Origin of the sequence: Desulfobacter sp., assembly GCA_028768525.1 — a bacterium.
GTDB lineage: Bacteria > Desulfobacterota > Desulfobacteria > Desulfobacterales > Desulfobacteraceae > Desulfobacter.
The window spans coordinates 2,410,972-2,424,106 of sequence record CP054837.1 but is presented as its reverse complement, the minus strand read 5'-3'; the positions used below and the strand labels follow the sequence as shown (position 1 = coordinate 2,424,106).

Sequence of the window (13,135 nt, the reverse complement as noted above, 5' to 3'; positions counted from 1 at the left end):
CTTCAGTCCTGGCCCGCGTCCCATTGTCCCTGTTCCCGAAGTTCTTTGACAACCGCTTCGGCGGTTTCCATGAGGGCGATTTTATCCACCTTGGTGGACCGGGTCAGGGGGAATTCTTTTTCATGGGGCCAGATTTCCACATGGGCCGGCCGCTTGTAGGCGGCAATGGATTTGCAGTGGGCCATGACATCTCCGGGTGTCAGTTCAATGCCCGGCTCGGTCCGGACAAAGGCGAAGATGCCTTCGTCAAAGAGTGTGTGTTTCATGCCCACCACCTCGGCCATATCCACCCCGGGCATGGCCGCGATGTGCTCTTCCACCTCACCGGGGAATACATTGTAGCCCTTTTGCTTGATGACGAATTTCTGGCGGCCGGAGAGGTAGAGGGCCCGGTATCCGTCCATGGGTTTGAAGTAGCCCATGTCTCCGGTGTAGAGGATGCCTTCCCTGGATATGGTGCCGGCCGTGGCTTCGGGCTGGTTGTAGTATTCCAGGAAGACGATGGGGGGATGGTAGCAGATTTCTCCGATTTCATTCTCAGGGATTTCTTCCCCGGCGGTGCCGTCGCTGTTCATGGGCCGCCGGATGGTGACCCGGGCCAGGTCGTCAAAGGCCCGTCCCACCTGGCCGGCCATCTCTTCGATGGGAATGCCCGGGGGGGTGAAGGTGCCGAAGCCGGCGTTTTCCGTCATGCCCAGGCCGGTGCCGAATTTGGGGGCCATGGCGGCCATGCGTCGCAGGAAACCCGTGTCCACGGAGGAACCGCCGTAGGCCACGAATTCCAGGCTGGACAGGTCGTAATTGTCGTAGTCGGGCAGGTTCTAGAGCATGCGGAACATGGTGGGAATCTGGCCCAGGGCCGTCACCCGGTGTTTCTGGATGGCGTCCAGGGTGGCCCTGGGATCGAATATCCTCAGCAGCACCGTGGTGCCGCCCAGGAAGAGGGTGGTCATGAAGGTTTCGGTCACACATCCCACATGGGAGGGGGGCAGGTTGACCAGGCAGATGAATTTTTTCCCTTCTACCTCTTCCCCGAATCCCCGGGAGAGGATCTGGTTCTGGACGATGATGTTTTCGTGGCAGAGGACGGCAGGTTTGGGCTCCCCGGTGGTGCCGGTGGTATAGATGATCAGGGCCGGGGTGCGTTTGAGGATGCCGGCATAGGCCTTTTGCAGTTTCCCTGAAATTATGTCCTTTAGCTTCAGCCAGATTAGCCGTTTCTTGTCCATCATATCGGTGATGGCCATGGCCCCTGCCAGCAGTTCCCCGGGCTTGGGGTCCGGGGTGAACTGGACCAGGTGGGTGACAGAGGGGCAGCCTTCCATGACAGCCTGGCCGGCTTTTCTGAAATCCCGCACCGGGGTCTCACCCAGAAAGAAAAAAGCCTTGGGCTTGATCTTGTTCACATCCCTGACCACTTCATTTTCAGTGAGCCGGACATCCAGGGGGGCGAAAATGGCCCCGATTTTAAAGCAGGCATACATGAGGATCATGTGTTCGGGCACCAGGACCAGCTGGGTGGCTACCCGGTCCCCCTTTTCGATGCCCATGTCCAGGAGCCGCAGGGCGAAAAAATCAATGAGCCGGGCGAATTGTTTATAGGTGACCCGTTTATCGTCCTCATGCTGGACCATGGCTGTGTGGTCCGGCCGCTGGGCTGCCCACAAATCAATATAGTCGTTGAGCCGCTCAAGCCGTTCCGGTGTATTTATGCTGCCTGCCGTCATCCTATTTCCTCTCCAGTTTCATATATCCGTTTCTTATGGCCTTCTGGTTGTCCCCGTTGAGGACTTCAAAGAAAATATGGGTATACCCGTTTTCGCTGCCGGCGGCAAGACAGCAGATTTCGATATCCGTCCCCGGCCTTACCATGCCGGTGAAGGTGCAGGCGATTTCTCTTACCGGTGAGGGGTCGCCGCCGGCCTCGTTGTTCACCAGCTCCCTGACGGCCCGGGCCAGGGTGGCCGTGCCTTGGTAGATGATGCCGGGCAGTCCCACCTCCCTGGCAAAGGCCGGTGAGGTGTGGATGGGAAATTCAATGTCCGTGCATCCGTCGTAAATATAGGGGGCCAGGGGTTCCACGGTCTGAAGCGAGGTCCAGGCCGGGGGCTGGTTGGGATCAAAGTCCGGCACCCTGGGAAGGGGGGGCGGGGCGTCGTCCCCTTCACATTCCACCCCCCTGAGCATGGCGCCCAGGTATTCGGTGAACACCGGCGCCCCGGATGAATCCGCGGCATCCATGCGGATTATGGCATGGGTCCCGGCCCGGTGGGGCATGAGGGCTGCGATTTCACCGGCCAGGGTCAGCCGGTCCCCGGGCCGGACCAGGCGGTGGAGCACCAGGTGTTCGGTATAATGGACCTGGGTGATGAGCACCTCCCTGGGAAAGTCCCGGGCCTGGATATAATCCCCCAGCCGGCTGATCACCGGCCAGGTCACGGCCACGGGAAAGGTGGGCGGCGCCGCCACCCCTCCCTCCCGGGTATCCTCAAAGTAGAGGGGATTGGCATCGGGGATCCCTGCGGCAAAATTACTGGTCTGGCGCAGGGACACCCTTGTGGTGTATGGCTTGAGCCGGGTGCCGGCCAATCGGGTGCTCAGTTTCATGGCTGTCTAATCCAGCAGGCTGCGCAGCTTGTCGATGATGGTTTCGGCCGGGGCACAGTAGATATAGTCCCCGTCCACGGTATGCCAGTCATCCCCTTTGATCTTGCCCGCCTTTCTGGTGTGGAAGATCAGCCGGTATTCCAGGCGGTCGCTGTCCGTATCCTGGTAGATCACCTTGGAAACCACCGGTTCCCCCACTCCCGGGGAGAGGGCAAAGCCTTTTTTATCGGTGTACTGACTGCCGAAGCGTTTGTAGCGCAGTTCAACGCTGACCCGGGCCACGCCCATCTCCTCCAGTTCGTCCAGGTCGGCTTCCGCCTCAATGGTGACGGGACGGATGGGGGCGGTGAGGTCCACATTCATGCTTTCCCCTTTTTTCCACACTGGCTTGGGGGGATAGAGGTGGCCGCCCCTCAGGCTCCACTGGACGGCGTAATCGTAGGTCAGTTCGTCGTCTCCCATGCGGGCGTAGGAGAGCATGGCGGTCTGGCCGTTTTCCTCCAGGTATTTTTTGTCGATGCTAAGCTCGTCGATGAAGGGGCGTTGTCCCTTGCGGGGCACCCGCACCTGCACCGTGGCATAATTGACCATCTGGCTGAAAATATCATAGGCGGTCAGCCCGATGACAAACCGCAGTTCCCGGCGCTGGAAAAAGGGATCGTCCAGGTTGACTTCGGTGACCAGTTTGGGGTTGTCCTTGTATTTGCCGTACCAGGTGCCCACGTTCCCGGTCATGGTATGGCTTTCATACCGGGCAATGACCTTTTTCAGGTTCAGCACCTGGGTGGAGGTCCGCTTGATCTCTTTTCTCTGGAAGACGGTATACTGATAATTCCTGGCTTTGGCGGCGTTCTTCCGCCGCTGCTCCGCAGCGGATTTATCGTCCTCGCTGCCATCGTCGCTGAGTTCTTCTTCCGTGGGTTCCCCCAGCCGTTTCTGCATATCAAAAAAGGATTCCAGGACGATTTTGTGCAGCCCGCTTTCCACGATCTCCTTGTCGGCATCGGGCACATGCTGGACATAATCGAAAGTGACCACCCCGGTTTCCTGGAGGTAGTCCAGGGCCCGGGTCTGTTCCTCTTCGGTGAGGGTGGTGGTTTTTTTGGTGCTGATGTTCAGGGGATTATACCATTTGGGATTCCAATACCGTTTGGTTTTGGTCTTTTTGGCCCGGGTTTCGGTGTATTCATTTTCCAGAAGGTGGTACTTGTCGTAATTGATCTTCACCTGGACGTCGTAGGCCGGCAGCTTGACCACATATTTGAGGTCAAAGACCACGGAGATGTCGGTGGTGGGCTGCTCAAGGCTTTTGGCCAGCAGGGTGGCCCCGTAGGCATCCAGCCGGGCGGCCACGGCCACCTTCTGCCCTTCCATTACAGGGGCCTTGCCGCTGGTCACCAGGGTGGAGGTGAATCCCTTGTCCGTGAGGGTGGCCGAGACCACGTTGAAGGAATTGCCCTCGGCCCCGGTCTCCAGGGGAACCGCCCCCTTGAGTTTGGCCCCTTTGACCTGCTTCTTCAACAGTTTGGCCACTTCCTTCTGCTGCTTTTTGTCCAGCCCGTACTCCACCAGAAAGTGGATGATGGCCCCTTCGGTGCCCCCGTCGGCCTTGGTCTTATCCGTGACAAACCGGACCATGGAGAATTTGGGGGTGCCGTCCTTGTCCCGGGATATTTTGGGGTCGGCGGGCAGGTAGTAATAATTCTTGGACTGTTTATTGGGATCTTTGGTGGCCGCGGGGAAGCAGCGCACCGTGGTGCCGTCGGAAAGTTTGACATCCACATGGCGGCCGTAGCGGATGCCCCCGATTTCCTTGACAACCTCCCGGGAGGGGATATTCACGGACGGGGTGATCTGCATCGGTTTAAACTGTTTCATATAGGTCATCTGGGGGGTGGCCGCCCCGGCCCCCGGCACCATCGCAAATATACCCATGAGCAGGATGGCGGTTTTCAAGAGATTCAGCTTCATTTTTTCCTCCTTAAATTATAGGCCCGGTGGTGTGAGTACTAAATATGTATCGTCAAGGTCTGTCCATTCCCCCTTGGCCGGCTTGCCCTTTGCCGGGTACCAGTTGACCCGGTACTGGATATCGGACTTGGGATCATGGAAGAGGACCTGGGCGGAAACCGATTCCGCATCCGTGGCCCGCATCACGGCGAACCGCTCCTTTTTTTTCGCCCCGAAAATGGTATACCTCACCTCCAGGGTGGCGCTTCTCATGGCGGCATCCTCAAAGAGGAAACGGTCGGCGTCTATTTCAAGGTCCAGCCGTTCCAGGGGCGGTGCCAGGGTGATGATGGGATCGGCGCTTTGGAGCCATGCATCGGGTTCTTGGGGGGTGGCTATTTTATGCTGCCCCTGGATGGACCAGATGGTCCTGAATCCGTAGTTGAGCCAGTCGGATCCGCTCTGGCCCAGGCGGGCGTATTTCCAGGACTTGCCCAGCCGGCCGTCCCGGATGTCCTCCCGGGTGAATACCAGTTCGCCGGTGGCGTCGGCCTGACCCTTGTAGGTCTTTTTGACGGAAACCCCGGCGTAGTTCATGATTTTTTCAAAGGCTGTGGCATAATCCCCGTCTATCCTGAAAAATATTTCCCGTTTCTGGAAGGCCGGGTCGGCCAGGTTCACCACCCGGAACATCTCAGGATCGTCGCCAAATGCCTTGTACAGCCCGGAAATATTGCCCGCCGTATCCACGGGAACCTTTATCACGGCCCGCCGGTTCAGGTTGATGGAGAATACCGCCCGGTTGATGTCTTCCCGTTTTTTGAGCACGTACTGGTTGTCCGTATAATATTTCTGGTTGCCCGTGGAGGTGAAAAGCTTGGCCAGCCACCCCTTTTTCTGGCGCCCCTTGACCTGGCCGGCTTCCACGGCCTTTTCCTTTTCAGGGATGGCCGTGAATCCGGTTTTCTGGTCAAAGATGATTTCCGTCAGCTTGCCCGTGACCATGTCCACCAGGGACTGCATGGCCTTGTTGGCGCGGTCTTCGGGCATCCGGTCCATGACCTCCACTTTAATGTCCCCGGTGCGGACCAGTTCGTCCACAATGTCCCGGACCTGTTTTCTGTTGTAGCGGTGCTGCTTGTTGTCCAGCTTGGAAAAATGGGTGTACACCGTGGAGACCTCGGCGTTGATTTTGGCGGTGAAGGAGGGCAGGGCCGCCTCGTAATAGGTGCGCAGGGCCACGGATACATCGGAAGTGGGTTTCTGGAGGGATTCCCAGAGCAGGGTGGCCCCGTGGGGGGAGAGGGTGGCGGCCACGGCGGCCTTGGAGCCGGGGGTGACCGGGGCCCGTCCGCTGGCAATGAGGCTGGTGGTGAATTGCTTATTGCTCAGGGTGCCGGAAATAATTGAAAAGGTGTTCTGGGCCTCCTGCTTCAGGGGAACGGGGCCGGCAAGCCGGGCCTTGGAATTTATCTTTTTCAGTCCCTTTTCCAGGGCGGCCAGCTCATCGGCCGGCAGGCTCAGGGACACCAACATGTGGAAAAGCCCGCCGCTGGTCTCCCCTGCCGGGTCCACGAATTTGATCATGGAAAATTCCAGGCCCCCGTCCTTGCGCTGGGAGACCCGGGGGGCCGGTGGCAGGTAGTAATAAGTGTTCGGGTCGGCCGTATCCTGGAGCAGGAGAATCCCGTTGACCTGCAGCCGGCCGGCTTCGTAGTTGACCAGGGCCCGGGCCGCCGGGGGCAGGAGGCCCAGTGCCGCAATCAGGGCCAGGACCAGCCAGGTCTTTTTAAATTCAAATATCTTCATTGGCGTTTTTTCCTCCTTATGGCAGTTCATCCCAGTAGAATATATCCCCTTCCAGGGGCTGGAGCGATGATTCAAGAATTTTTCCCCCCCGCAGAAACCATTTGATACCCACCTCCACCGGGTGCTCATCCCTGCCCCGGGGGAAATCCAGGTGAAGGGCCGGGGCCGGTCCCTGGTTTTTGATGGTGGCCTGGGTTTTCACCGGCCTGCCGTTGATGAAGGAATTCACCGTGACCAGGGCGTGGCGGACACCGGCCCGGTCCAGGGTATCCCCTTCCCCTTCAATGGTCAGCCCTTTGTACTGGTAGGGCGGGGCCAGGGCCAGCATGGGCTTGGTATCGGTCTGCCAGGGCGACCGGATTTCAAGCCCGCCGTGGAAGGACCAGGTGACCTGGTACTGGTAGGCCAGCCATTGGTTCCGGTTGCTGTCCCCCTTGTACCCGTAGTTGAGGCTGAAGGCATTGGCCTTGAGGTTGAAGGCTTCCGGGGTGATGACCACTTCGTCGGTGGAGATATCGCCGTTCTGGTGGATTTTTTTCATCTTCACCGTGACGAAATTCATATACCGGGTGAAGGTGGCGGTATCCTGTCCGTCCAGGGTGACCAGGATTTCCCGCTGTTTGAAAACGGGATCGTCAATGGCAACCGCCCGGAATATCCTCGAATCCCTGCCATACCGGGAATAGAGGTTTCCGATGTTTTCGGCCATGGTAAAGCTCTGCATCTCCGATCTGAAATGGTTCATCTTGTAAACCATTCTTCCGGACCGCTTGATTTTCTTGAGCTTGAAAGAGGCCACCAGGGAGAAGCCGGGGGCTTTTTCCGCGGCCTTTTTGACGGCGCTTGATTTGGCTGCTTTTTTCTTGGCAGCGGTATCGGATGCCTTTGTCCCCGCGGCTTGGGGGGCCGCGGCTGGGGGCGCTGTCTCTTTTGCGTTTGACGCCGGTGGTGTGGTTGCTGTCACATCGGTGCCCGGGAGCGGTGCCAGCGGGGTTTCATTGCTGATCTGGTTTTCAATCCCATTGCCGGGGGCCTGGTTTTTATCCGGCGTATCGGGGTCAGGCACCAGCCGGCGCTGAAGGGATCTGATCCGTCCTTCCACCTCTTTTTTCCTCGACCCTGTCGGGGAGTATATCCCGAGGTAGTATTCGTAGGCATCCAGGGCCGCCATGGTTTTATCCGGGTCATAGCCGGACTTCACGGCGTCGTTGTCCAGTCGCCTGGCCCGGTTGTAGGCCTCTGCCGCCGTATCTTCCCCGGAGGGCGAATCGGGGGCCTTTGGGGTATTCCGGATGTCGTTTTTATTCTGGGTGTCGGCAGGGGCCTGGTTCTCCCCGGGCAGGGGCGGCAGGGTGGGGGCGGTATCTGTATCGGCGGTTTGACGTTGGGTGCTGTTACTTTTTGTTTTTTTCTGCCGGGTTTTTTGTGCGGTCTTGCCGGCGGGGGCCTGGGTATTGCTTGTTCCGTTCCCGGACATTTCTTTTTCTATGGTGTGCTGGAATTGAATGCAGTCTCTTGTATGGCAGCAGCATTGAAACCAGTCCAGGGCTTCCTGGCTCTGGCCGATGGAGTAGTGGATGCGGCCTATTTTGTAGCGGAGGTCCGGGGCCGGAAGGTTGATTCCGGTCATGGCCTTATACTGGTCCAGGTAGAGCTTGTACAGGGGAAGGGCGGCTTCCAGGGCGTTCATATCCTGATCGATTCCCATGGCCGGGCGAATCAGCATTTTGAGCTGCATCAACTGGTCCTGGGTCAGTTTTTCGGCGTAAGTTTTGGTCATCCCGGGCATATCCTCATAATTGACTGCCGCATGGGCCTCGGGAATGACGGCGTCAATGACGGCGGCGATCATCTGCCTGAATCCCGGGGAATTCAGGTTCAAAGAGGTTTTGGCGGCTGTCTGGTTGGCCTTGAGCAGCTTCATGGCCTGGTTGAGATTGGAGTAGGAATCCTTTTCCGCGGCCGCCCTGGAGAGGTCGTCCACCGGGGCCGGGTCAAACATCACCTGGAGAAGTTTGGCATTGGCGCTGTCCAGGATTTTGTCCATGGCCGCGTTTTCGCCCTTGGTGGTGATCTTGATGGCGCCGGTCTGGCGAAGCTCCTGGAAGAGCATGTCCACGTCCGCCCCGAACCAGGAGTATTTAAACCCGGCCTTGAGCTGCTTGTGGCTGGCAATCCTGGACCAGTCCGCCTCCAGGGTGGCTTCGTAGGGTTCCCGTATGCCGGCGAATTCCATGTCAAAGACCAGGGAGATGTCCGGGGTATCGCCTTTAAAGGATTCCCAGAGCAGTTCGGCACCCTCCCGGGAGAGGGCCATGGAGACGGCGGCCTTCTGTCCTTCCATCAGCGGAGCCTTGCCCACGGCAACGGTTTTGACCAGGGTTTCCTGTTCCGTGGTGAACGAGGTGACCAGGGCGAAACTGCCCTTGCGGTATACGATGGGCCCCTCCAGCCGGGCCTCGGGAAATTCTTCCTGGAGGCGGCGTTCCGCATTCCTGACCCGGCTCTTATCCGCCCCGTAGGTGACCAGAAAGTGGAGAATGCCCCCGCCCTGGGCGGCATGGGTCCCGGCCTTGCCCTGTTTTTCCAGGCGGCTGTACTTGAGGAAGGAAAACTGGGGCCGCCCGTTTTTTGTGGCCAGCCTGGGCCGGTCCGGCAGATAGTACCAGACCTTGGCATCCTTGAGTGAGGGATAACAGATCAGGTCTCCGGCCTTTTTCATTTTGTCGAGATTGATTTCCTGGCAGAAACCGTCGGTGATCAGGCCCGCCAGCAGCAGGACAATAAAAAATATCCACGGTGTCGGATGAAATTTAGGTCTCATGGGCTACTCCTCGTCTTCGTCATCTTCAGTGATTTTATAGTCGGTGATGTCCAGCATGGCCTCGCCTTCCCGTTTGGCCCAATCGCCTTTTTCGGTCCGGCCGTCGGTGTAGACCCGGGTGATCCTGACCCGGTACGCCGTATCCAGGTCCTTGGCCAGTTTAAAGTCGATGCGCTGCCTGGGGGCGCTTTCCTCTTTAAAGGTGATGGCTTCGGTCAGGGGGGTGCCCGGGGTGGGGATGGCCACTTCCACGATTTTGGAATAAAGGGTGGGGTCCAGCTCTTCCAGGAAATCAAAGCAGAGGACATCTATGCCGGTATAGCCCATGGCCATTCTCCCCCCCAGTTCCGTTTTCCGGTACAGGGAGGGGTGGGCCGACATATCCAGGGTGACGGGCAGGGTGGCGGCATGGGTGCCGGTGGCTTTTCCCCATTCCCCGTCCCCTGTCTTTTTCACCCCGGCAAGATCTTCGGTCATTTCCACGGATAGCAGGGTGGGGCCGGCTTCAAGGGCTTCCCAGAGGATAAGGCTCATTTGTTCGTCCAGGGGAAGAATGATCCGCTTCCCCGGCCACCGGCCCGGCCTGGACCATTCCAGGCTGATGTCGCTGAAAAGCATCCGGCCCCGGGTGGCGCTCACCGGTATGCTCCTGAGCTTGGGGTATTTAATGCCAAAGGTTTTCTTTAATGCCGATTTTAATTGTTTGACCTCTTTTTTGCCCCGCTCCCGCCGGATGTCCAGGGAAAGCACCCCCCTGATCCGGAACTTGCCGGAATCCCCCGTACCTTTGCGGCCGTGGTAGCGGAAAACCTCAAAGGAGAGAGCCGGCAGGCCGGCGGGCCCCTTTGCCAGGGCGGGCGGGGCCGGGGCCGGATAGAAAACGGCGGGTTTCGCCTGGTCCCGGTAAAGCCTCACCCCGTTGATGTCCGTATAGTCATCCAGGTTGGGGGCGGCCAGGGCGGTTGCCGCCGTGAGCAGAACGGCGGCAAGGGCATAGAGGCATTTCATTGGGCGCCTTCCAGCAGGGGCTCAATCTGGGTGGCGCCGAAGAAAAGGCTCAGGTCCCGGCTGTCTTTCCAGTCCGGCTGGGCCAGGACAGCCCCTTCGGCGGTGATGAGTTTAAGCCGGTATTTGTAGAGCAGGGGAGTCTCCCCCCTGTCCGAGGGCGGGTAGAGAAGGATGTCGGTATTGGTATTTTCATCCTGGGTCAGCTCCGCCTCCTTTTCCCTTACCGGCCCGGGCTCCGCAGTAAAATAGGGGCTTTTGACCTGGATAAGGATTTTATAGAGTTCAAGGTCCTCAAATACGGCTGGAATGGCCTCAAGTTTTACTTTGGCCGAAGGGGCGGCCGCCACCCCCTGGCGGACCTGGCGGTCCACTTTTTCCATGCATTTTGTGCAGCCGCTGTCCAGGGTGGTGCCCAGCCAGGCCAGGGTGACGTTGGTGCCCAGCACCTTGGCCACCGGCGGCAGTTTGAATGATTTTTCCTGACCCGGGGCAAGGGTGGCCGGCTTGAGTGTTTTGGATATCCGTTTGAGACTGCCATTGTACACGGTGTAGCCGTTGATGGAATCCAGGGTGATGGGAAAGGGGGTTACATTTTTCAGCCTGCCCTTGGGCCGGTTCTCCGCCCATTGGGAAAAACCCTCTGTCTTTTCTCCGGCAAAGGCGGTGTAGCGGATGTGGATGGGAACGGGCACCGCATCCTCACCCACACGGACCAGAAGGCTTCCGGTCAGCCCTTCCCGGGTGATCTGGGCCAGTACCTCTTCGGTTTCGTCGGGGTTCAGAAGCAGCACCAGCCTAAAGGCCTGCTTGAGGTGGGCGGGCAGGGTGAGGCTGATCCGTTCCGGCGGCAGGGAAAGGCCGGCGGCGATGGCGGCCATATCTGCTGTGGCACCGATGCCGGATATGGATTTCAGGGTCAGTTTGTCCGCGGGTTTGAGGCCGAAGGCCTGTTTGAGTATCTGCTTGAGCAGGGGGATGTCCCCGGGATGGTGGGGGGCGGCCAATTGGGCCGTGAGCATCACCGATGCCTCCTGGCCCTCCTTGAGGTGGTTGTATTGGACGCTGAGGCCGAAGCCCGATACCGGGTCATGGACCAGGCGAAATTCCCGGGGCAGGTAGTAAAATACATTGCCCGCAGCCTTGTCCTGGAAAATCAGGTGGGGATCCCAGCCGCAGGTGACGGAGAGATCCTCCAGCAGGGCGGCATCCTCGATGATATCGGCCAGGTCCACGGCGGACCGGGCATCCGGCCCTTCCGGTTTTACCGGCGCCGGCGGCACCACCGGCCGCAGTTTCAGGTTAAGTTTCAGCGGCCGTTTGATCATCACGGCGGTCACCGGTTTAAAGGCTTTCATCTGAAGGGTTTTGGGTGCCGCCAGGGCCTTGAATTTCGGTTCTGCACCGGTACAGGGGGCGGCGGACATGAGAAACAGGGCCAACAGCAAAAGGCATATACGGTTCATGGCAATCCTCCGGAACGCTTATTTTTCCAGCCGCGGCTTCACCCAGACGGCCCAGTCCTGGGCGCTGGTATTGCCGGCAATGACCTGGAGAATGATCTGGATTTTTTTGCCGGACCATCTGGAGAGATCCGCATCCAGGGTGGCATACCGTCTGGCGGACAGGGTCCGGCTAAGGGCCCGGTAGGTTTTGCCCCCCTCTTTGACATGGACCTGGAAGATTGCGCCGTCCGAGGCGGTGGCGCCTTTCAGGAATCCGGCCACCGCCTTGAAATGCATGCCGGCCGCCGGGATTACGGGGGGATAGATCCCCTGGATCCATCCCCTGGATTTCCACTGGGGATGGGTCTGGAGCAGGTAGAGGGCGGCATTTCCCGTGCTCAGGGCCGCCTTGGGAACCTGGCGGACAAATCCCCGTTTATCATTGGTGCGGCCGGGGAAGGGCAGTTTTCCCGCACCGCTGCGCCATTGGGCCTTGTTTGCATTTTTGTAGAAATCGTAAGCAGTGGTCACCCGGAGAAGGGGCTGGACAAGGGTCGCTGCCGGTGCCTCTTGTTTGGGTTGGGTGCCGGTCTGGAGGGCGGGCTGTGTTGAGGCAGCCGTTCCTGCAGCACCGGGCAGGCGGGGTTTGAGTACCGTGCCCGGCTTGACAAAGATGCCGGGAGAGGCGGGGGCCGTACCCGTATCTGCGCCTTCCTCGCCTTCATCGGCCAGCTCGATGCTGTCGCTTCCGCTTGAATCGGCTGATCCGTCACTCACCGCCGCGTCGGGCAGGTCGGAGTCGGTCCAGAGTTTTGGCAGATCGTAGATGATTTCTCCGAAAGGCCGGTCCGGATTGGTGCCCCTGACCAGATAGAGCCGGATCTGGTCGGACTGCACTTCCGCAGCCGGCATGCCCCAGCCGTCGTCTTCCGCGGCTGTCCTGCCGATGGTCAGCACGGCCTTTCCCCGGCTCCCGCTCACCGCGGAAAGGGTGTTTTTGAATCCTTCCAGTTTCTCGCCGAAGTAGCGGACTTCGCCCTGGACATAGACGTTATCGCTTCGCTTGACGTTGTCGTAGGTGACTTCAAGGACGATCTTATTGCCCAGGCGCTCCAGGAGTTTCACATCCCCCAGCCGCCCTTTGTAGCTGCCGATGAATTCGTCGATGCCCTGCTGGAGAATGCCCATCAGCCCTTTCATGAGGTCGTCGGAGGAAAGGCCACCCGATGAGGCTTCGCCGGATGAGGCGGTGTCCGTCTGGCCTTGGCTTTCTGCCGGAACAAGGGTTGGGAAAGATAAACAGCAGCAAATCAGAGCTAAAATGGTGAGGGTCTTGAATCGTTTCATGGAGCGCTCTCCTCAAGGGTAATAATGATATCAGCGGCTGCCGGGGGCTCCGCTGTTCACGATTTTTGGATAGGCCACTATATAAAGACTGATACCGGCTGTCAATATTAACCACCCCTATTTCAGGTCCGGATGGGCACCAGGCATC

7 protein-coding genes and 1 pseudogene are annotated in these 13,135 nt (G+C 59.0%); all 8 read right to left on the bottom strand.

From position 1 onward, the window contains the following. Window positions 1–2: 2 nt before the first annotated feature. Window positions 3–1,712: pseudogene (locus HUN04_11070) on the bottom strand (acyl--CoA ligase). Window positions 1,713–1,728: 16 nt separating this feature from the next. Next, the gene (locus HUN04_11065) at window positions 1,729–2,607 is read right to left on the bottom strand and encodes a MaoC family dehydratase N-terminal domain-containing protein (GenBank protein WDP90213.1); all 879 of its coding nucleotides are present in this window, start codon (window positions 2,605–2,607) and stop codon (window positions 1,729–1,731) included. 6 nt (window positions 2,608–2,613) lie between these two features. Continuing rightward, window positions 2,614–4,578: a hypothetical protein gene (locus HUN04_11060; protein WDP90212.1), complete on the bottom strand. Its 1,965-nt coding sequence runs from the start codon at window positions 4,576–4,578 to the stop codon at window positions 2,614–2,616. A 15-nt stretch (window positions 4,579–4,593) separates the two neighbouring features. Further along, window positions 4,594–6,366 (bottom strand): hypothetical protein, encoded by a 1,773-nt coding sequence (locus HUN04_11055; protein WDP90211.1) that lies wholly within the window; start codon window positions 6,364–6,366, stop codon window positions 4,594–4,596. Between the two features lie 16 nt (window positions 6,367–6,382). Further along, on the bottom strand, window positions 6,383–9,190 hold the full coding sequence (locus HUN04_11050) for a hypothetical protein (GenBank protein WDP90210.1): 2,808 nt from the start codon (window positions 9,188–9,190) through the stop codon (window positions 6,383–6,385). Window positions 9,191–9,193: 3 nt separating this feature from the next. Continuing rightward, entirely contained in the window at window positions 9,194–10,198 is a 1,005-nt protein-coding gene (locus HUN04_11045; protein WDP90209.1) for a hypothetical protein, read from the bottom strand. Further along, window positions 10,195–11,661, bottom strand: a complete 1,467-nt coding sequence (locus tag HUN04_11040) for a hypothetical protein (GenBank protein ID WDP90208.1) — start codon at window positions 11,659–11,661, stop codon at window positions 10,195–10,197. Before HUN04_11040 ends, HUN04_11045 begins: the two co-directional genes overlap by 4 nt. Window positions 11,662–11,679: 18 nt before the next feature. Next, a complete protein-coding gene (locus HUN04_11035) occupies window positions 11,680–12,987 on the bottom strand; it encodes a hypothetical protein (GenBank protein WDP90207.1) in 1,308 nt (435 codons plus the stop codon). Window positions 12,988–13,135: the final 148 nt, after the last annotated feature.

Excerpts from the sequence above, each read along its gene's own strand:
- HUN04_11060 (WDP90212.1), bottom strand. The coding sequence starts at position 4,578 with ATGAAGCTGAATCTCTTGAAAACCGCCATCCTGCTCATGGGTATATTT.
- HUN04_11050 (WDP90210.1), bottom strand. The coding sequence starts at position 9,190 with ATGAGACCTAAATTTCATCCGACACCGTGGATATTTTTTATTGTCCTG.
- HUN04_11055 (WDP90211.1), bottom strand. The coding sequence starts at position 6,366 with ATGAAGATATTTGAATTTAAAAAGACCTGGCTGGTCCTGGCCCTGATT.
- HUN04_11040 (WDP90208.1), bottom strand. The coding sequence starts at position 11,661 with ATGAACCGTATATGCCTTTTGCTGTTGGCCCTGTTTCTCATGTCCGCC.
- HUN04_11045 (WDP90209.1), bottom strand. The coding sequence starts at position 10,198 with ATGAAATGCCTCTATGCCCTTGCCGCCGTTCTGCTCACGGCGGCAACC.
- HUN04_11065 (WDP90213.1), bottom strand. The coding sequence starts at position 2,607 with ATGAAACTGAGCACCCGATTGGCCGGCACCCGGCTCAAGCCATACACC.
- HUN04_11035 (WDP90207.1), bottom strand. The coding sequence starts at position 12,987 with ATGAAACGATTCAAGACCCTCACCATTTTAGCTCTGATTTGCTGCTGT.